Origin of the sequence: Fodinibius salinus (genome assembly GCF_008124865.1) — a bacterium.
Classification (GTDB): Bacteria; Bacteroidota; Rhodothermia; order Balneolales; family Balneolaceae; genus Fodinibius; species Fodinibius salinus.
In genome coordinates, this window is the sequence record NZ_VNHY01000001.1 from 418,136 (window position 1) to 437,428 (window position 19,293).

20 protein-coding genes are annotated in these 19,293 nt (G+C 42.7%); 8 read left to right on the forward strand and 12 right to left on the reverse strand.

The features are described from left to right. The first annotated feature begins 5 nt into the window (after window positions 1-5). From fabG to rnc, 4 genes are all read left to right on the forward strand, one after another. A complete protein-coding gene (gene fabG / locus LX73_RS01800; protein ID WP_148897754.1) occupies window positions 6-755 on the forward strand; it encodes a 3-oxoacyl-[acyl-carrier-protein] reductase in 750 nt (249 codons plus the stop codon). A 137-nt stretch (window positions 756-892) separates the two neighbouring features. Next, a complete protein-coding gene (locus tag LX73_RS01805) occupies window positions 893-1,129 on the forward strand; it encodes an acyl carrier protein (protein ID WP_148897755.1) in 237 nt (78 codons plus the stop codon). 27 nt (window positions 1,130-1,156) lie between these two features. After that, window positions 1,157-2,404, forward strand: coding sequence for a beta-ketoacyl-ACP synthase II (gene fabF, locus LX73_RS01810; protein WP_148897756.1), 1,248 nt, complete (start codon window positions 1,157-1,159; stop codon window positions 2,402-2,404). Window positions 2,405-2,407: 3 nt separating this feature from the next. Continuing rightward, a complete protein-coding gene (rnc, locus tag LX73_RS01815) occupies window positions 2,408-3,160 on the forward strand; it encodes a ribonuclease III (RefSeq protein WP_148897757.1) in 753 nt (250 codons plus the stop codon). On the opposite strand, the gene dnaB is transcribed toward rnc, so the two are convergent. The 12 genes from dnaB to LX73_RS01875 form a co-directional block, all read right to left on the reverse strand. Beyond that, a complete protein-coding gene (gene dnaB, locus LX73_RS01820; protein WP_148897758.1) occupies window positions 3,157-4,677 on the reverse strand; it encodes a replicative DNA helicase in 1,521 nt (506 codons plus the stop codon). The genes rnc and dnaB overlap by 4 nt on opposite strands. 138 nt (window positions 4,678-4,815) lie before the next feature. Next, the gene (locus LX73_RS01825) at window positions 4,816-5,691 is read right to left on the reverse strand and encodes a uracil-DNA glycosylase (protein ID WP_148897759.1); all 876 of its coding nucleotides are present in this window, start codon (window positions 5,689-5,691) and stop codon (window positions 4,816-4,818) included. 291 nt (window positions 5,692-5,982) lie between these two features. Beyond that, window positions 5,983-7,317 (reverse strand): tRNA (N(6)-L-threonylcarbamoyladenosine(37)-C(2))-methylthiotransferase MtaB, encoded by a 1,335-nt coding sequence (mtaB, locus tag LX73_RS01830; protein WP_148897760.1) that lies wholly within the window; start codon window positions 7,315-7,317, stop codon window positions 5,983-5,985. Window positions 7,318-7,495: 178 nt separating this feature from the next. After that, the gene (gene nuoH / locus LX73_RS01835; RefSeq protein ID WP_148897761.1) at window positions 7,496-8,515 is read right to left on the reverse strand and encodes an NADH-quinone oxidoreductase subunit NuoH; all 1,020 of its coding nucleotides are present in this window, start codon (window positions 8,513-8,515) and stop codon (window positions 7,496-7,498) included. Between the two features lie 13 nt (window positions 8,516-8,528). Further along, a complete protein-coding gene (locus LX73_RS01840; RefSeq protein WP_148897762.1) occupies window positions 8,529-10,271 on the reverse strand; it encodes an NADH-quinone oxidoreductase subunit G in 1,743 nt (580 codons plus the stop codon). Window positions 10,272-10,376: 105 nt separating this feature from the next. Beyond that, window positions 10,377-11,666, reverse strand: coding sequence for an NADH-quinone oxidoreductase subunit NuoF (gene nuoF, locus LX73_RS01845; RefSeq protein ID WP_148897763.1), 1,290 nt, complete (start codon window positions 11,664-11,666; stop codon window positions 10,377-10,379). After that, a complete protein-coding gene (locus tag LX73_RS01850) occupies window positions 11,666-12,217 on the reverse strand; it encodes an NADH-quinone oxidoreductase subunit NuoE family protein (protein WP_148897764.1) in 552 nt (183 codons plus the stop codon). Before LX73_RS01850 ends, nuoF begins: the two co-directional genes overlap by 1 nt. 72 nt (window positions 12,218-12,289) lie before the next feature. Next, window positions 12,290-13,582 carry an NADH dehydrogenase (quinone) subunit D gene (gene nuoD, locus LX73_RS01855; RefSeq protein WP_148897765.1) on the reverse strand — a complete coding sequence of 431 codons (1,293 nt, stop codon included), beginning with the start codon at window positions 13,580-13,582 and terminating at the stop codon, window positions 12,290-12,292. Between the two features lie 9 nt (window positions 13,583-13,591). Continuing rightward, window positions 13,592-14,104, reverse strand: a complete 513-nt coding sequence (locus LX73_RS01860; protein WP_148897766.1) for an NADH-quinone oxidoreductase subunit C — start codon at window positions 14,102-14,104, stop codon at window positions 13,592-13,594. Window position 14,105: 1 nt separating this feature from the next. Beyond that, window positions 14,106-14,588 carry an NADH-quinone oxidoreductase subunit B gene (locus LX73_RS01865; protein WP_148897767.1) on the reverse strand — a complete coding sequence of 161 codons (483 nt, stop codon included), beginning with the start codon at window positions 14,586-14,588 and terminating at the stop codon, window positions 14,106-14,108. A 15-nt stretch (window positions 14,589-14,603) separates the two neighbouring features. Continuing rightward, window positions 14,604-14,984, reverse strand: a complete 381-nt coding sequence (locus LX73_RS01870; protein WP_148897768.1) for an NADH-quinone oxidoreductase subunit A — start codon at window positions 14,982-14,984, stop codon at window positions 14,604-14,606. A 151-nt stretch (window positions 14,985-15,135) separates the two neighbouring features. Then, window positions 15,136-15,510: an Mth938-like domain-containing protein gene (locus LX73_RS01875; protein ID WP_148897769.1), complete on the reverse strand. Its 375-nt coding sequence runs from the start codon at window positions 15,508-15,510 to the stop codon at window positions 15,136-15,138. A 147-nt stretch (window positions 15,511-15,657) separates the two neighbouring features. Here LX73_RS01875 and LX73_RS01880 point away from each other — a divergent pair, with 147 nt between their 5' ends. The 4 genes from LX73_RS01880 (at window position 15,658) to LX73_RS13155 (ending at window position 19,199) form a co-directional block, all read left to right on the forward strand. After that, window positions 15,658-16,230: a bifunctional nuclease family protein gene (locus LX73_RS01880; protein WP_148897770.1), complete on the forward strand. Its 573-nt coding sequence runs from the start codon at window positions 15,658-15,660 to the stop codon at window positions 16,228-16,230. A 5-nt stretch (window positions 16,231-16,235) separates the two neighbouring features. Further along, entirely contained in the window at window positions 16,236-17,858 is a 1,623-nt protein-coding gene (bshC, locus tag LX73_RS01885) for a bacillithiol biosynthesis cysteine-adding enzyme BshC (RefSeq protein WP_170245550.1), read from the forward strand. 1 nt (window position 17,859) lies between these two features. Further along, complete coding sequence (locus LX73_RS01890; protein ID WP_148897772.1) at window positions 17,860-18,435, forward strand: 5-formyltetrahydrofolate cyclo-ligase; 576 nt, start codon at window positions 17,860-17,862, stop codon at window positions 18,433-18,435. An 80-nt stretch (window positions 18,436-18,515) separates the two neighbouring features. Continuing rightward, window positions 18,516-19,199 (forward strand): PspC domain-containing protein, encoded by a 684-nt coding sequence (locus LX73_RS13155; RefSeq protein WP_211359339.1) that lies wholly within the window; start codon window positions 18,516-18,518, stop codon window positions 19,197-19,199. Window positions 19,200-19,293 lie beyond the last annotated feature (94 nt).

Below are 19,293 nucleotides of genomic sequence, written 5' to 3' on the forward strand. Positions count from 1 at the left end.
AGACTATGAGTTTATCACTTGAAGGTAAAACAGCACTAGTCACCGGCGGTAGCAGAGGTATTGGACGGTCTATTGCTCTTATGCTCGCAGAGTATGGAGCTGATGTAGCCCTGACGTATCACAGTTCAACAGATGCTGCCAATGAGGTTAAAGAAGAAATTGAAGACCTTGGTCGAAATGCCAAAGCGATTCAGGCTGATGCTGTTGATCTTGATCGTGCCGATGAGGTTGTTTCCGCAATTACTGATGACTGGGAAAAACTCGATATTCTGGTTAACAATGCCGGTATTACTAAGGATAACCTCATTCTGAGAATGAATGAGGAGCAGTGGGATCAGGTAATAGAAACTAATTTGAAAAGTATTTTTAATTACAGCAAGGCAGTTGCCAAGCCGATGATGCGCAACCGAGGCGGTTCCATTGTTAACATTAGTTCTGTTGTTGGTATTTCAGGAAATGCAGGGCAGAGTAATTATGCCGCATCCAAGGCCGGTATTATTGGATTTACGAAGTCGTACGCTAAAGAATTGGCCTCAAGAAATATTCGAGCCAATGTGGTAGCTCCCGGATATATTGTAACCGAAATGACCGATGAGCTTGATGAGGATCTTTTGGATGCTATTAAGGAGGATACACCGTTGGATCGGGCCGGTGAAGCTGAAGAAGTAGCGGCTACCGTGTTATTTCTATCCTCCGATTTAAGTTCTTACATTACCGGCGAAGTATTGCGCGTTGATGGCGGTATGGCAATGTAAGCTATTGTAAAGCGTATCAATGCATTGTAACTTACATAAGTGTGTTTTTTTATAATTAAATTGTATCTTCTGCTGATGATTATCAAAGTAGAAAATACATTGTTCTCATAAACTCGAAAATAAGCTAAATAACAATTATGTCACAAGACGTAGAAGCTAAGGTAAAAAATATCATCGTTGACAAATTAGGCGTTGATGAATCTGAAGTTACTCACGAAGCTAATTTTACAAATGATTTAGGTGCTGATTCACTTGATACTGTAGAACTCATTATGGAGTTTGAAAAAGAATTTGATATCAGTATTCCTGATGAAGATGCCGAAAATATTGCCACGGTAGGTAACGCAGTAGAATATCTGCAAGAGCAAGTATAATAACTATTTACGCTAAAAAACTTTAGCATGTCGAAACAACGCAGAGTTGTCATTACCGGAATTGGTGCCCTTACCCCTGTAGGTAAGACGGCACCAGATTTCTGGAATGGACTGATTTCAGGAAAGAGCGGCGCCCAACCGATAGAACATTTCGATACTTCAGAGTTTCCTACAAAGTTTGCGGCCCAAATTGATGGTTACGATCCCGAAGATTATTTCGATCGTAAAGAGGCTCGCCGCATGGATAAAGTATGTCAGTACGCACTTATCGCGGCTGAAGAAGCCATTGAGGATACAGGGCTAATGCTTGACGAAATCAATAAAGATAATGTGGCCGTAATTGTGGGAACCGGAATTGGAGGAATGATTACCTTCTATGAACAATCGGTAGCTCTACATGAGCATGGTCCCAAAGGGGTTTCGCCGTTCTTTATCCCTAAGCTTATTCCCGACATGGTAGCGGGACAAATTTCTATTAAATATGGGTTTAAAGGTCCCAATTTTTGTGCAGTCTCTGCATGTGCAACAGGATCTCATAACATTGCCCTGGCATATGATGCTATTCGTAACGGACAGTGTGATATGGCTGTTTCGGGCGGATCAGAAGCACCGGTATCAAAAGTAGGTGTTGCTGGTTTTAATTCCATGCGTGCCATGTCAACTCGTAACGATGACCCCAAGGCAGCATCACGACCGTTTGATAAAGATCGCGACGGTTTTGTGTTGGGTGAAGGTTCTGCTATTCTCTTTCTTGAAGAGTACGAGCGAGCGAAAGAACGTGGTGCTCAAATTTATGGTGAGATTGTAGGTTATGGATTTTCGGGTGATGCCCATCATATTACAGCTCCTGATCCGGATGGGGAAGGGGTCATTCTAGCCATAAACAGAGCATTGGATTCAGCAGAAATTGAGCCCGAAGAAGTTGATCACATCAATATGCATGGAACATCAACACCGCTAGGTGATATTGCCGAGACCAACTCTATTAAAAAAGTTTTCGGCGATCATGCGTACGAGATTAGTCACAACTCAACAAAATCGATGACGGGGCATTCTCTTGGTGCTGCTGGAGCGATGGAGGCGTTGGCAGCGATGCTCACTACTTATCATGGAACTATACCGCCTACAATCAATTTTGAAACACCCGATCCGGAATGCGATTTGGATTATACTTTCAATGAGTCAACTGTCCGAGATGTAAAATACGCGTTGAACAATGCATTTGGATTTGGTGGACACAACACTTCACTCGTATTCAAAAAATTTGATGAATAATTAATGTTAGATAAACTTCGGTCTTTTTTCGAAACTGACGCGAAGCATTTCCCTGAATACGAGGAACGGATTAAAGAACTGGAATCAATTATTGAGTTTTCAGTTAATGATCCGGGTATTTTTCTCCAGGCACTGCGGCATCGATCAACAGTAGAAGACGATCATTTTCCCTCCTCGGATTCGTATGAACGGCTGGAGTTTTTGGGAGATGCGGTTTTAGATCTCATTGTCACAGAGGTAATTTTTGATTTGTATCCTGAGAAAGATGAGGGATTTCTTACCAAACTAAGAGCCAAATTAGTCCGCGGTGATTCGCTGGCTATGTTTTCCCGTAAGTTACAATTGCATGATCTTATCCTTTTGGGAGATCGTGTCAAGGGACAAGGCGTAGCTCGGTCAAAGAGTGTATCGGCGGATGCTTTTGAAGCACTTGTCGGGGCAATTTATGTTGATTTAGGCTATGATAACTGCCTGACTTTTGTACGTAATGTGATTCGCAAACACGTGAATTTTGACAAATTGTTGGACTCTCTGGATAATTATAAAAGTTTGCTGCTTGAATATGCTCAAGCCCGCCAGTTAGCAATTCCCACCTATCATGTTATTGCTGAGCGGGGACCCGATCATGATAAAACATTTGAAGTAGAAACACGGGTTGATAAAGAGTCAGTAGCCGAAGGAGAAGGCAAGAGCAAAAAAGAAGCCGAACAACGAGCCGCTCGGAAAGCACTTAACAAGCTAAAAGAAAAAGATTAGAAAGGCGCCTCGTCATCTTCCCCGCCTTCGGGGCTGGGATTATGACCCATCGGAGGAGCACCGTCACCATTATTAGATGAATTACTGTTATTACCTTCACTGGCTTCCATAGGACCGGGGCTGGCGGAAGTGGGATTTTCAAAGCGGGCGTAATCCTTAATAAAGTACAGCGGTACTGTACCTACCGGGCCGTTACGCTGCTTGCCGATAATAAGTTCTGCCAGACCAGCTGTTGATTGCCCATCAGGCGTTGTTTTTATGCCATAGTATTCGGGCCGGTACAGAAAGCAGACAACATCGGCATCCTGTTCAATTGAGCCCGACTCTCGGAGATCGCTAAGCTGTGGGCGTTTATCACCGCCGCGTTGCTCAACAGCTCGGCTTAATTGAGAAAGGGCAACGACCGGTACATCCAAATCTTTCGCGAGTGCTTTGAGCCCGCGTGAAATAGAAGCAATTTCTTGTTCGCGTGTGCCAAAATTGCCTGAGGCTGTCATAAGCTGCAGATAATCTACAACAATAAGTCCGATGTCGTGTTCGCTTTTCAGACGCCGACACTTGGTACGCAGCTCCATAATGCTTAGCCCGGGTGTATCATCAACAAAAATATTAGCGGTAAATAATCGTCCTGCAGCATCAATAAGTCGTTTAAACTGCTTATCTTTAAGTTGACCTGAGCGTGCAGACTGTGCATCGATACGCCCCTCCATAGTTAATAGACGTTGTACTAGTGACTGATTGGACATCTCAAGGCTAAAAATAGCAACCTTTGTTTGTTTTTCGGGGTCTTGATGCAGGGCGGCATTTCGCGCTGTCGTTAGCACGTATGCTGTCTTACCCATTGAAGGTCTAGCTGCTACAATAATCAAATCTCCATCCTGCCAGCCGGCTGTGTATTTATCCACATCAGTGCCCGTAGGTACACCGGTAATACCCGATGATTTTCCTCTCATTTCCTCGAGATGCGAAAGTGTGTCTTTTAAGACATCCCCAATGGGTTGGGCCTGGGCCCGTTGCTTAGAGTTCGAGAGATCGAAGATACGCTGCTCAGCCCGATCGAGTACGTCAAAGGGATCAGAAGAACTGTCGTATGCTTCCTTAATGATATCGGTGCACCCCAGAATTAGATTTCGCTTTGTAGCTTTTTCTGAAATAATCTGGGCGTGATAATCAATGTTGGCCGCTGAACTTACCGAGCGGGTAAGTTCAGACAAATAACCTGCTCCGCCGCAGGTGTCAAGCAGTCCCTTGTCTCGGAGTTCATTTTCTACAGTGAGCAGGTCAAGAGGATTATCGCGTTCGTACAGATCTTGTAGAACCTCAAAAATATGTTGGTGCGCCGGCTTGTAAAAATCATTAGCCGATAGCATTTGCAGTGCTACGGTAGCAGCTTCATGTTCAATGAGCATGGCACCAAGTACCGCTTCTTCAACTTCAACGGCTTGGGGAGGGACCCGGCCACCATCTTCTAAAATATCAGAATCGTTACTTTTGTAATTGGAATTCTTTGATGCCATCCGTGCTGAAAATATAAATTGTTAAATTAATGAAGCTGAGCAAGTAGTGAGGCCCCAGCGAATCTTCGTTTTTGGATTAAACAGTATAAGAAATGGCAAACGTTATATGAAGCTGAATCATTAAAAAATAATGGGTTTTTATGGAGTGCCGCCCAGCTCATCATATCGTTTGCGGAGTAATTGTACATCTTCCCAGGTTGGCCGTTTCCATTTTTCGTGACGGAGTAGCGCGGCGGGATGATAAGTGGCAAGCAGCTGGTATTTGCCGCGAAAATCGTGGAATTGGCCGCGCATTTTGGTGAGGGATAGGTTTTTGTCCAACAGAGTTTGAACTGCTACTTTTCCTACTCCTAAAATTAATTTTGGGTCTACCAAATCAATCTGTCGAAGCAAAAAGGGTAGGCTTCGTTTCCGTTCTTCCGGTTTTGGATTTCTGTTGTTTGGCGGACGATGTTTGAGAATATTTGCGATATATACATCTTCTCGCTCAAAGTCTATAGCCCTCAAAATTTTATTGAGTAGTTTCCCAGCCTTACCCACAAATGGTTCGCCTTGTTTATCTTCTTCGGCACCGGGCGCTTCACCAATAATCATTAAGTCTGCATTAGGATTTCCTACGCCAAATACAAGCTGTGTACCGTCCAGGTCAGTTCGCAAGACATCTGCTTTTTGGCAAAGGCTTTCAAGCTCAGTCAGACTGTTACACTTATCGATTTCGTAATAAACGTCGTTTGAGTCATCTTGGTTGAAAAGTCCTTCTTGAGAGTCCAATGATTCGGAGTTTTGAGCAGTAGCCGTGGGAGTGTTCGTTTGTTTTTCCAATGGTTCCGAAACGCTATTCGAAGGGGAGGGAGGAGGCGGGGATTCTTTATTTTCAGATGTTGAATTTTCGCTTCCCCTTTCTTCTGTGGCAAAAGAAGTAGTACTAAAATCACCGTAAATTTCTCTCTCTTGTTCGATAAAAGAGTGGATTTGTTCAATCAGTTCTTCTGTGGTTTTTGAAGAGTCAGCCATGAAAATCTTGCACTAGATGATAATCAAAAAAAGAGTTTACGACTTTTCGTGATGTTTTTAAAGCACTGAAAGAAATTTTTAATAAATTGAACCCAAAATCTAATATCTGCGATTTGGCTATAGATTGATAGCTAAAATAAGCAGGAATACTATGCTGAATTTATTCAGGATTTATCTATCTAACTTTATGTTTAGATATACGATTTTTGCATTTAAATGCCTGGAAGCAAAGTTTTGAAATATTTTTCTACAATTTCATTCCATTGTTTCATCGCGGAGAATGAAAACCAATTACCCGACCAATTCGGCAATTGTACGCTCTTCTTCTTTTGCTTGTGGAGTAAGTTCACCAATCAGATAGCCATCTTTGGCGCGTGTCCCCAACCGAACAGGTAAAATCTTATTTTCATACTGTGGATTGTAAGGAATGCCGACCCGCACATAGTTGTCTGTCCATCCGAGCATGGCTCCATTGTGATTAGCACCTTCGAAGAGTACCGGACGAACTTGATCCGTAAAAGAAGTATCAAAATGGTAGCGCTTTTTCTTTGACAGGCGACGCAATTTGTGGGTCCGTTCTTTGCGGACACTATCCTGAACATTGTGTTCAATTTCCAGGGCATGGGTGTTGGGACGTTCTGAATAAGTAAACACGTGCAGGTAGGAGATCGGCAAATCAGATATAAAATCAAATGATTCTTGAAATAGCTCATCTGTTTCGCCGGGATGACCTGTAATGACATCCACACCGATAGCCGCATCTGGCATTAACTCTTTGATGAGCTCCACACGTTCTTTATAGAGTCCCGATTGGTACCGACGACGCATAAGCCCCAGCATTTCGTCGCTGCCGCTTTGCAGGGGCATATGAAAGTGCGGCTGCATTTTGTCTGAATCTGCTGTAAAACGGATAATATCTTCGTGCATCAGGTTTGGCTCAACTGATGAAAACCGAATGCGTTCCAGTTCCTGTATTTTATCAAGAGCTTGGATAAGCATAAAGAAATTTTCATCGGTACCGCGACCAAAATCTCCGGCGTTGACACCCGTTATAACTACCTCTTTGAAACCATCTTGGACCAAGAGCTCGGCATTCTTTACCACTGAAGAAATCTCAGGGCTACGACTTTCGCCCCTCGCCATGGGAATAGTACAAAAAGAGCAGTTGTAGCTACAGCCGTCCTGCACTTTAAGGAAGGCTCGTGTGCGGTCATCTGCTGAGAAAGCATTGTGAAAATCGACAGCTTCGTTAACATCCGAATTATAAACAATAGGTTCGGATCGTTTTTCAAAATCATCAAACAGTTCGAGCAGCTTAAATTTATTCTTAGCGCCCAGGATGGCATCAACGCCGTCAATATCTGCAATTTCATCAGGCTCAAGCTGTGCATAACAGCCAATGACGGCAACAAAAGCATCTGCATTTCTGCGAAGGGCGCGGCGGACGGTACTGCGGCAGGTGGCATTGGCACTTTGTGTGACCGAGCAGGTATTAATCACATAAATATCAGCCTTACTATCGAAATCAGTGATATGATAACCCTCTTCTTCAAAATCCTGCTGAATAGCCATGGTTTCTGAGTAATTCAGCTTACAGCCAAGGGTTTTAAATGCTACATCTTTCATGGTATAAAACCTTCAGGTTAGAGCAAAGGACATTTTATTATTTTGTCCTGAGGATTAAACATCTAGCTGATAAAAAATATTGAAAACGTACATAAATCTATAATGGCAAATATTTACTGCCATCAGGAGCATCGCTACAAATACGTACTGATTTGTTACCAGATTCTGCTAAATGCTATTATCCCAAATAGTGATGCCAGGCATAGATAATGATTGCGAGGCCAAGGAAGTTAAAAATGCTAATAGGAAGCAGTCGTTTCCATCCAAGTTTCATCACTTGATTATACTTAAACCGCGGAATCGTCCATCGCACCCAGATGTACGTAAAAATCCAGAATGCTGTTTTAACGGTAAATACAGAAATATCCAGAATGGCCTTAGCGGCAGTACCTGCTTCCGGTAATATTGATTCATAATATCCTGCCCAGGGCAGATGATAACCGCCAAAGAAAAATGTAGTGATAAGCATGCTGCCGATGACTACGTGCATGTATTCGGCCAGAAAGAACATCCCGAATTTCATAGAACTGTATTCGGTATGATAACCACCCACAAGCTCTTGTTCAGCTTCCGGCAAATCAAAAGGGTGACGGTTGGATTCAGCAAAAGCTGCAACTATAAAAATGACTGCCCCAATTGGGTTACGAAAAATATTCCACCAAAATTCTTGTGCATTAACAACATCAATAAAACTGAGAGAACCGGTAAATAAGATACAAGAGGCAATAGCCATGCCCATAGGCAATTCGTAGCTAATCATTTGCGCGGCGGCACGTAACCCGCCCAGCAAAGAATATTTACTGTTTGAGGCCCATCCACCGAGGGTAACGCCATAAACAGCTAATGAGTTTACGGCAAGCAAATAGAGCACGGCTGCATTGATATCGGTAACATAAAGTCCGTCTCCAAAAGGAATTACCGCCACAGTCATCAGTGCAGTAATTACCGGAATCATGGGAGCAATAGCATGGATTGTTTTAAATCCCTGTGTTGGAGTGACATCTTCTTTAAGAAGCAGCTTTAAAACGTCGGCAATTGGTTGAAATAGCCCCAGTGGTCCTACGCGGTTGGGGCCATATCGATTTTGAATAAATGCAGCTACACGACGTTCGGCATATACGGCAATAGCTGCTGAATTGAGTAGCATAAAAAGTGCTACTCCTAAAACGATGTATGATGTGGTAGTTACTGGTTCCATTCAAATAGTTGTTTTACGCTTGTTTTACTTCTTTTTGTTGGATGGGAAGTTGAACGCCATTTTCTTTGTCCATGCGTTCGTAGGAGATATCACTTAGTATATCGAATTGATTTCTGATATCAGCAAAAACATCCCGCGAATTCTGGTATTCAAATTCTAAGTTGATCCGCTCTGCCAGTTTATTTAGAAATTCCCAAACCGGCAGGCAATCCACCTTGTTTTCTTCGCTCACCCAGTTGTCAAAGTTGGTGCCATAACGATCAAGGCGACCTTCCGACATCTCCAGGTTGAGGCGACGGTTGGTGTATTTGGTTTCCTTTGCAGGATACGATCGCTGGATGCGCCCATCAATATTTACATAACTTGCCGCATGTTCTGCAACACATGTTATGGGGATTACTAAATCTGATTCTTTGGTTGTATCAGATTGGTTGGTTGCAAATGAAATGGTATATGTATCGTCCAGGTCATCAGCTGATAAAACTTCGCGGCCTACCAAGTCATCTGAGAGAATAATAACGACTTCGGTATTAGAAACGATTGATTTAAGCGTATCGCTATCGGTTTCATCGAGATTGATTGCACGGCAACCGTTTGTATTCGGTGCCTGATCGTCAGTAATCAAGAAATCATCACCGGCACCGGGAATAATATGCGTTGCAAACTTGGCGTTTGTGGTTCCTAAAAGATTAAAAAACTTGTTAACCGCATAATTTTCTTCGACTGATGCATGGGGGCTGCCAATAAGCGCAATCTCCTGAGTATCATGTGCTTCCAGTACTTCGGCAAATGTCTCAATAGCGTTATTCCACGAAGTATCGGACTGATTATCGCCATCCAGTTTTATAGACGGCCGAGAAACACGGTTGTCATTAAACAGTTCGTAGGCCTTGCGCCCAGCATCGGGCATCCAGTGGTCGTTGACCTCTTGGTTTTCTCGAGGTGTGATACGCAGTACTTCATTGTCCCGCGTCCACAAATCAACGTTGCAGCCTTTGCCGTTAGTAATATCGATACTGGGTGTTTGATTCATTTCCCAAACACGTGCTTTAAAACGGAAATCGCTGGAGGTTAGCGCGCCAACCGGACAGATATCCACAGTATTCATGGAGTATGGATCGTCAAAAGTTTCGCCCGGCCCAGTTTGTGGGTAGTTACTGTCGCCACGCTCGACAATTGTAAGCTGATTGGTCTCACTAATTTCTTCGGTAAAGCGCACACATCGTGTACAGTTGATACATCGCTCGGCATCCATTGTCACGCGGGGACCAAGCTCAACGCGTTTAGGTTTATGCACCTTTTTTACTTCAAACCGGCTGCCTTCTGGTCCGTATTTATAAGTCTGAATCTGAAGCGGACATTCACCGGCCTGATCGCAAATAGGGCAGTCGAGCGGATGGTTCACAAGAATGAACTCAAGATTATCCTTTTGTGCCCGCTCAATTTCTTCGGATGTCTCTTGTGTGTGTACAACCATGCCATCCTGCAAAGGGGTAGAGCAGGAAGTCTGTGGTTTTGGGAACCACCGAATTTTGCGGTCTCCGTTTTCGTCCAGCTCAAATTCGCCGGTTTCTCGGTCTTTTACCGGTGTACCTACTTTGACCATACATTGGCGACAGTTGGCCGGTATCGACATGGATGGGTGATAACAAAAGAATGGGACTTCCAAGCCTTGGTCCAGAATAAACTGGAGCAGCATTTCATCCTGTTCTTCGTCAAATTCGTAACGTGTACCGTCTATAAATACTTCAGGCATTGTTCTGTGTTATTTTAGGAACGCGGATGACACGGATTATTCAGATCTACATCAATATTAATTCATGTGTAAATCCGTTTATCCGCCAGATCCGTGTTCTAATTGTTACGCAACAGCGTGAACTGATTTTTTACAGCGTTCTTCGAATTCATCTCTAAATCGGTTTATGGTGTGACGCACAGGCCATACGGCGGCATCCGCCAAGGCACAAATAGTACGTCCTTCCATCTGGTTACCAACATCGAGAAGGAGATCAAGATCTTTCATTTCTCCTTCACCGTTTTTAATCTTTAATAATACTTTTTCTAGCCAGCCGGTACCTTCACGACAGGGGGTACATTGGCCACAAGATTCATGATGGTAGAAGTGAGCAATACGCCACAGCACATCTACCATATCGGTATCTTCATCCATCACAACCATGCCGGCAGTTCCCATCATGGAACCGGCTTCCTTCAGTGAATCAGAATTCATGGTTACGCCTTCAAGCTGATCGGCCCGCAGGGGAGGAGTAGAAGATCCACCGGGAATGATAGCTTTCAAATCTTTTCCTCCCCGAATACCTCCGGCAACATCATTAATTAAATCCATTACCGGTACACCAGAGGCGTACTCATATACACCGGGCTGATTAACATGTCCTGAAATTCCATAAAGTACAGGTCCCGGATGCTCCTCGGCACCAATATCACCATACCAGTCGGCACCGTTATTAATGACTAACGGTACATTCGCTAATGTTTCAATATTGTTAATGGTTGTTGGTCGTCCCCACAATCCCTTTTGAGCAGGGAAAGGCGGTTTTACACGCGGATAGCCCCGTTTCCCTTCCAGTGATTCAAGCATTGAAGTTTCTTCACCGCAGATATATGCTCCAGCTCCATAGGTAATTTCCATATCTATAGAGATGTCGGTACCGAGAATATTTTCACCTAAATATCCTTTCTCATAGGCGTCGTCGACGGCATCCTGAAACATATCTACCCAAGAGATATATTCGCCACGAATATAGACGTAAATATTGTCGATAGCCATTGCATAGGAAGCAATGAGAGCACCTTCAATAAAGAGATGTGGGTTATACTCAAAAATCTTGCGATCCTTGAACGTACCTGGCTCAGACTCATCGCCGTTGCAGGCAAGATAACGAGGACCACCGTCGGGATCGGGCATAAAACTCCATTTGAGTCCGGCATTAAAGCCGGCACCGCCGCGACCGCGAATATTAGCTTGTTTTACTTCATCAATGACATGGTCACGCGACCAATGTCCTTGGTCTTTTAAAATAGTTTTTAGTGCATTATATCCACCATTATCCTCATATACCCCAATTTGTTGTAGGTTAGGGATGTCAGGAATAAGCAGCGGTTCGAATGATTTCCAGTCTTGAGCCATTATTCTGCAGCAGCTTGATTTCGTTTTTCCAGTTCCGGCATATCCATTGATTCAAACTCAGGCTTTTGGCCGTTTTTCAAATTTTCTATAAGATCGTCTACTTTTTCTTTAGTAAGGTTGTTTACGTATTCTCCATTGGTAACCTGCAACATCGGAGCATATCCGCAGGCGCCGAGGCATTCTACTTCTTTAACCGTAAACATACCGTCCTCTGTTGTTTCACCAGCTTCAATGCCCAGCTTATCTTCGATGTGATGCAGTATTTCATACCCACCACAGAGTTGGCAGCTTAGACAAGTACATACATCGAGCACAAATTTACCTTGTTCTTCTTTGTAATACTGAGTATAGAAGCTGGCAACGCCATGCACATGTGATTTGGGTAAGTCCAGTGTTTCGGCAACCAAGTTTTGTACTTCCGGTTCTACATGTCCGTACTTTCGCTGAGCAACCCATAAAACCTGCAAGGTTGCAGCCTTGGCCGTTGGAAACTTGGCCTTGATCTTATCTATTTCTTTAAGTTCTTCGTCTGTAAATGACAATTCAGCCATTGGTTTAGTCTTGAGTTTTTTAGTCGTAAGCCATGAGGTCTTTTCTCAGGGCTTATGACTCGCTACTAATTTCTATTTGTCAGAGTCTCCCATTACCGGATCAACTCCGCCGATCATTATTACAGTATCTGCTACCATCTCTCCATCCAGCATATTTTCTAATGCCTGTAGATTAGCATAAGATGGTGATTTAATGCCCATACGCCAGGGATGACCGGTGCCATCGCTTTGGATAAAATATCCCAGTTCTCCTTTGGGCGCTTCAATAGAATGAAATGACTCATTACCTTTCGGTGGACATATGCCCGTGTCGGTCATCATAAAATCGTGAATCATGCCTTCCATTGAGTAATATACTTCATCCTTTGACGGATAGGCTTCCTTGGCATTATCGACACGAACAGGACCTTTTGGAAGCTTATCAAGACATTGACGAATGATGCGAATACTTTCGTGCATTTCTTCCATCCGTACATAATAACGTGCCAGGTTATCGCCCTCTAATCGAGTTGGGATTTCGAACTCTACCTCATCATAACGAGCGTACGGATCGAAATCACGAATGTCATATGCATAACCCGAACCGCGTAGGGTAGGGCCGGTTGCTCCAATTTCTAAGGCCTCTTCGGTAGATAATACGCCTACTTCACGATTACGATCAAAGAAAATTCGGTTTCGATCTAATAACCCGTGAAAATCTTTAAGCTCTTGTGGAAATTCATCAATAAAATCTTTGATCATGGCTAGCGCATCATCCGTAAGATCATTGGCTACACCGCCAATGCGCGCATGTGAAATAGTAAATCGATGTCCGCCGATGTGATCAAAAATATCGTATAGTTTTTCTCGTTCTCGGAAAGTCCACAAGAAGAATGATACAGCACCGGTATCTTGAACCATTGTTCCGAGCCAAAGCAGATGCGAAGATATTCGAGCTAATTCACAGCCAATCATTCGTATGTAATGAGCTCGTTCTGGTACCTCAACTTCAGCAACCTTTTCTACCGCTGTACAAAATGCCACATTATTGCTGTACGGAGACAGATAATCCGTACGGTCGGTATAAGGCATGAACTCCTGATACGTCTTGTTTTCAGCCATCTTTTCAATTCCCCGATGCAAATAGCCAATATCGAGTTTGGCCTTTTCAATGAGCTCGCCATTTAATTGCAAGATGAGCCGCAGTACTCCGTGTGTAGCCGGATGTTGAGGTCCCATATTAAGTACCATCTTGGTATTGAGGGGATCATCCTCATCCAACATCTCAACGGTGGTATGCTTGTCTTCCAGAGCATCATATAGCGATTCTTGATGCTCTTTAAAAAATTGTGGATCTACTCCTTGTTTAATATGCTTAGTTTCCATAAAACTGATTTATTCGGTATCGGGAGTTGAGCTCGGCAATTCAATAGAACCGGGAATTCCAAGTAATGGGAATTCTTTTCTTAGTGGATAATAGTCAAAATCCTCCGGCATATATATACGTCGCATGTCGGGATGGTTGTTAAAAGTTACGCCAAACATATCATAGACCTGTCGCTCATGCCAGTTGGCGGATTCCCAGACCTCAGTAACAGAATCTACCGTCGGGTTTTCCTCTTCCAGCCACACTTTCAGAAACAAACGCTCCCGATCTCGCAGCGATACGAGATTATAAATTACTTCAAAGCGTTCATCGGATGTAAAGCGGTCGGTACCCAGTATATCTGCCAGATAAATAAAATGATATTCTTCTTTAAGTTCCTTGCAAATATCAACAATATGATCCGGTTCAACCCGAATAAATGTATCGCCGGTTGATTTATAAATATCGATAAGCGCATCCGAAAATTGTTCGGAAAGCTGATCAACTACGTTTCGAAGATTTTCAGATAGTTCCAAATTCATATTAGGTATCGAGCATTACAGAGTGTTCGGTACGAATCTTGTCTTGAATTTTCATCAGCGCATGTAACAGCGCATCGGGACGGGGCGGGCATCCTGATACATAAGCATCAACCGGCAAGAAATTATCGCAGCCTTGCACAACACCATAACAGCGATGCATACCGCCGGTAGAGGCACAAGCTCCCATAGCAATACACCATTTGGGGTCTGGCATTTGATCCCAAATACGCCGGATGGCATGTGACATCTTATAATTAACCCATCCAGCCACAATCATCACATCGCTTTGGCGCGGTGAAAAACGCATAACTTCAGAGCCAAACCGTGCCGCATCATACTTTGGACCGGCAAATGCCATCATTTCAATAGCACAGCAGGCCAACCCCATAGGCATAGGCCAGGCAGCATTAGAACGTGCCCAATTTGTTAGCGAGTCAATTTTAGTGGTGAAATAACCGTCACCAAGTGCACTTTCAATACCCATAATTACAGGCTTATATTAATTAAACATTCCATCTTCTTTCATATCCCAGTCGAGCATACCTTTTTTAACCAAGTAAATGAGTCCAACAAAAAGTTCTGCAATAAAGATCACCATCGACACGAGGGTAGCTACTTCATAATCAAGAAAGCTAACCGCCCAGGGATAGACAAATACTACTTCGATATCAAAAACAATAAAAGCGATGGCTACAAGATAAAAACTGATAGAATATCGGTCTGATGCTTCGCCAACCGGATCCATGCCACTTTCATAAGGGTCAAGCTTGATTTTATTGGGGCGGTAAGGACCCAAAATTTTAGAAAGGGTCATCAGTAAAATAGCCAACACAATGGCTATGCTACCGAGAATAAGGATTGGTAAATAGTTCGAAAGCATCAGTTAATATCTGTTTGGTTGAGTCAGTCGGAAATTAGGGTCAATCGCTTGTAATGTCAATAAAATTCAGATGCAGAATATAGGATTTATGATACCCAAAACATACAAAATTTTAGGCCGTTTCTTATTTAAAATGAGTTTAATCTATGTATTAGCAAGTGGAGTGTATAAGGGCACCAATAGCTTGCGAAGATCGCAGTTCATTATATTTTTGGGCGGCTTTCTCGGTTTCCAGAATATAAAAATCGATTCCACGCTCGTTAAGCCATTGTTTGGTTTTGTTACATACTTGCAGACGCTGTTGAAATCCCTGTGAAAGGATGACTACTTCAGCGCCGTTGTCCAGCAGTTCTTCGACATCTGCGGGCTGGATACCGGGCTTGTGATGCGTGCCGGTTTCGTTCCAATCCCATTTCCGCGAACCATTCGGAAATAGTTTTACATCTTTATATGTTTTGTCATTGTCAAGATGGACCTGTCCCCATTCGACAGACCTAATTTTAGGGGATGTATTTGAAGGTGTCATAGTAGTGAATGATTTATTGCTATTTATTTAAACATTTAGACCAAAAAATTCGTTTATTTATTAGGTATTTTGATAGTTTACGGCAACCATAAAAATCAGTAAATTTGTTTCTAAATTAAACAATCACTAAAAAGGTTTTTTGAATCATTGAATAAAGTAAAGGTGGACATAATGGGGCTTTCAACGAGTCCCAGCAGCGGTGGAGCTTATGCACTAATCCTAAATGAAGTGGATGGCAACAGGCGTTTGCCTATTATTATAGGTACGTTTGAGGCGCAGGCCATTGCGTTAGAATTAGAGCATATTAAGCCGCCCCGGCCGATGACGCATGACCTGCTTAAGAACATAATAGAGAATTTTGGTACTAATGTTGATGAGGTATTCATAAATGACCTCAGCGAAGGCACCTTCTTTGCCAAGATTTTGTACGAGGATAATGGTCAGCAGATGGAGCAGGATGCACGGCCCAGCGATGCTATTGCACTGGCTGTTCGATTTGGAGCCTCTATTTTTGTGGATGCTGAAGTGCTTGAAGAAGCTGGCATTATCTCAGAAGGAGATGAGCCTACTGATTTGACGTCTACTTCAGAAGCACAAGATCAGCCTAAAGAGCTGACCAAGCTGGAAAAGCTAGAAAATGAACTTCAAACTGCGATTGATACCGAAAATTATGAAAAGGCAGCCCGACTTAGAGATGAAATTCAAAAATTAAAAGGCTAGGGGCATTGCGATTATCAAATTATTCGTTTGAGAAACTTCCATTTTCCGATCTTTTTAAAACGTATGTTAGCAATTTTGATGCACTGAGTGCTTATTTTGAAACGAACCCTTTCGACGAGGAGGCTATTGCTCAAAAAGCCGAACAGTTTACATTTTCGGGTAACCGGGCCAAAACTGTTGAGTTACTTAAGGACTTTAATCAAGATTTTGAGCTGGAACAGGCTGCAATTGATAACCTTGATCGATTAAAAGCTTCAGATTCACTGGCTGTAGTAACTGGACAACAGTTGGGGATCTACGGTGGGCCGCTTTATACGATTCTTAAAATTATAAGTACTATTTGGCGGGCACGGCAGCTAGAAGATACGTTAGATCGACCGGTTATTCCCATCTTTTGGCTTGCGGATGAAGATCACGATTACGAAGAAGTGCGAAAGCTATCGGTATTGAACAATCACAGCCATGAGGTCGAAGAGTTTGCCTTACCGCCTAAAGATGGAGATTTGCCTACCGTGGCAGAGCTTACCATTCCTTCGGAGATATCTGACTTTAGAGAAGGTCTCAAAGAAACTCTTTATAATACTGATTTTTCAGATGATCTTTGGCAGTTACTGGATGGAAATTTTCAATCGGGGATTACCTTTCGACAGGCATTTGGTAATTTTATAAGTGCTCTTTTTTCGAAACACGGGTTGGTATTAGCGGGTAGCAACCATTCGGATATTAAGGATTATAGCCGACAGTGTCTTACCCAATCTGTTAGTAAATCTGAGAAAATTCGAGCGTCGCTGAATACTCAAACAGCTGCCGTAGCTGATACATACCATCAGCAAGTAACGCTTTACGATTCAAATCTGTTTTATTTAGATGATGCCTCTGGCCGAACTAAGGTTATGCATAATGGAGAAGGTTGGGAAACCGACTCCGGAAAAGAATGGAGCAGCGAACAGTTGGTAAATGCAATTAATGATGATCCGGAGCATTTTTCCCCCAATGTTTTTTTGCGCCCCATTTTACAGGATACTTTACTGCCAACCATCGGATATGTGGCAGGACCCGGTGAAATAGCGTATTACGCTCAAATGAAAGAGATGTATTCTTGTTTTGGTTTAGAGATGCCTGTTATCTTTCCTCGTTTAAGTGCTACATTTGTAGAACCCGCTATTGATCGTATTTGCAAGGAGTTGCCATTTGAGTTGCACGAATATGCCGAGCGTATCGAAGATCTGGAATCAAATTTTGTTGATCATACTGAAGATCATGACCTTGAAACATTCTTTACCGATTGGAAAGAAAAGGTCCAGCAGCTTGTCAATCCCAAGAAAAGAGACATCGCTGACATTGATCCTACATTAGAAGGAGCAGTGGGAAAGGCTAACGCTGCATATTTTAATGAATTGGATAAGCTAAAAGGCAAAGTATATAGGGCAGTTAAACAGCAGGAAAATACCCAGTTGAAGCGCATTCGGCGAATAAAGGCCAACCTTTTCCCTGACAACGAATTGCAGGAGCGGCTGGTGGCAGCAATGTTCTATATGAATAAGTACGGCATTGATATATGGGATGATCTGCTGGAATCATTGGATGAGGATGAAGAATTTAATCGGCATAAACTGATTTATCTGTAAAGTGGGAGACCAAGAGCGTAAAAATGAGCTTCGCAGCAAAATGTTGCAGCAGCGGGAGGCTATTGCGGCCGATCAATTTTATACCGTTTCTAATGTGATCATTAATCGGTTGATCCGGCAACCCGAATATACAGATGCCCAAACTGTACATTGTTATGTATCGATGAATGATCGTCGGGAGGTTAATACTCATAAGCTTCTCAAACAGATGCTGAGGCAGGGGAAAAAGGTGGTGGTGCCGATCACTAATTTTCACGATAGCACGCTTACCCATATTCAATTATCCTCATTTGAGGATTTAATGCCTAACAAATGGGGTGTGTTGGAGCCTGACAGCGGTGAAGAAGTTTCGATATCTGAAGTGGAGCTGGTTATTGTGCCGATGGTGGCAGCTGATGAACAGGGCAATAGAATAGGATATGGCAAGGGATTTTATGATCGTTTTTTAGCTGAAATAGATTGCCCGACCGTGGGACTTATTTTTGAACAAAATATTGTTCCACATGTGCCTACAGAAGATTTTGATATCCCGTTGGATGTAATTCTTACAGAAGAACGGGTGATACATACTGATTAAAATTACGGTACAATTGTAACAAAATTGTTATATACTCGTAACAGAAGTTGTTGTAAATATCTCCCCAAAAAGACCTGATTATGAGTAGTAAATCAAAGCAGCAAAATCTGGATTCCCTGATGGATTTTGAAGACAGTGAACTTCGAAATACCATGCAGGATTTTTTAAAGCAAGAAAAAGAAAGTGATCGAAACGTCTGGAACTTTGCCACTATTTCGGGCATAGCAATGGTTTTCGTAGGTATGCTTTTTTTGGTTCAGATGCTTGGGCTGGGAATTGGAGCTAACTTTTCGGGACTGATTGAAGTAATGCCATATGTTGGTGGAGTTTTAGTCACGCTAGTAGGATTTGGATTTTTAGTGGGTGACCGGAAAAAGCAAAAACAGCAACCTGAAAGAGGTGCTACAAATACTGAAAATTTTAATTTCGACGATCATTTTAAAGATACTGAAGGTACTGAAGATTACACTATAAATGATGACCTCGGATCTAGGAAAGAAGCAAAATCCAAATCTGACAGTTCTGCCTTTGACAATTTTGCTTTCAGTCAGTCAAAGAAACTGTATAAGTCACGAACAGATAAAAAGATATCAGGTGTCTGCGGAGGTCTGGCGCGGTATTTTGGAATTAGTTCTACTGTAATCCGATTCTTATTTTTCTTTGCTCTTATTGCAGGATGGGGAGCGCCATTTCTTATATACATTGCATTAGCAATTGTCCTTGACAAAGAACCCCCGGAACTGATGGACGATTTTAGCTATTGATTTTTTGCGATAGCTTTTTGCTGTGACTTTATATTTCAATTCATTGGTAGCAGGATGATTGTTATATTTCCGCAAACAGAATTATAAATAGATA